We start from the raw sequence: 970 nt of genomic DNA, 5'->3' as shown, positions 1-970 counted from the left end.
GGGAGAGCGGGGTGGCGGGGTCGGCGGCGGCTGCCTCCAGGGCGTGCGGGAGGGTGTCCGCGAGCCAGTGGACGAAGCCGGCGTCCAGGGTGTCCTCGCGGTACTCGAAGGTGAGGGTCAGTCCGTCCGGGGTGCCGTCGGGCGCGGTCGAGTCCGTGACGTCCACCAGCAGTTCGAACCGGGCGGCGCCGGTACGGACGACCTCGACGCCCTGGTCGGCGCCGGGGAGCGCGACCTCGGCGCGGGCGTTGTTCTGGAGGGCGAGGACCACGTCGGTGAACGGCTGGCGGCCGGGTGTGCGCGGCGGGTTGAGGGCGCCGACCACGTCCTCGAACGGCACGTCCTGGTGGGCGAAGGCGGTGAGGTCGGTCTCCCTGACGCGGGCGAGCAGCTCCCCCGCCGTGGGATCGCCGGACAGGTCGGTGCGCAGCACCAGCATGTTGACGAAGAACCCGACGACGTCCTCGACACTGCCGTCGCCGGACCGGCCGGCGACCGGGGCGCCGATCGCGGTGTCCTCGCCGGCGCCGGCCCGTACCAGCACGGTGGCCAGGGCGGCGTGCAGGGCCATGAAGAGGGTGGCGCCCTGCGCGCGGGCGGCGTCGACCAGGCGGGCGTGGGCCGCCGCGCCGAGATGCCGTACCACCACCCGGGCTGCGGGACCGGGGACGGCGGGACGTCCGGAACGGCGGGGCAGCAGAGGGCCGTCGGCGGCCAGTCCGTCCAACTCCTTGCGCCAGTAGGTGAGCTGGCGGGCGGCGAGCGCGTGCGGGTCGGCCGGTGAGCCGAGCCGGTCGAGCTGGTGGCGGGCGTGTTCCGCGTACGGGACGGGGAGCGGGGGCAGTACGGACGTGTCCCGGCCGTCCTCGACCCGGGCGCGGTAGGCGCGGGACAGGTCGCGGAACAGCGGGCGCAGCGACCAGCCGTCCCCGGCGATGTGGTGGACGAGCACCAGGAGCGCGTGCTCGTC

At 75.8% G+C, this 970-nt stretch carries 1 protein-coding gene; it reads right to left on the bottom strand.

The window, feature by feature from the left end; genetic code table 11:
* Positions 1-970 (bottom strand): condensation domain-containing protein (locus GT042_RS36465; RefSeq protein WP_237531554.1); only part of this gene is annotated, 970 nt, incomplete at both ends.

It is taken from the genome of Streptomyces sp. SID3212 (genome assembly GCF_009865405.1).
Taxonomy (GTDB): Bacteria; Actinomycetota; Actinomycetes; order Streptomycetales; family Streptomycetaceae; genus Streptomyces.
Note: the sequence above shows the minus strand (reverse complement) of the source record. Positions and strands in the feature narration are given on the sequence as shown.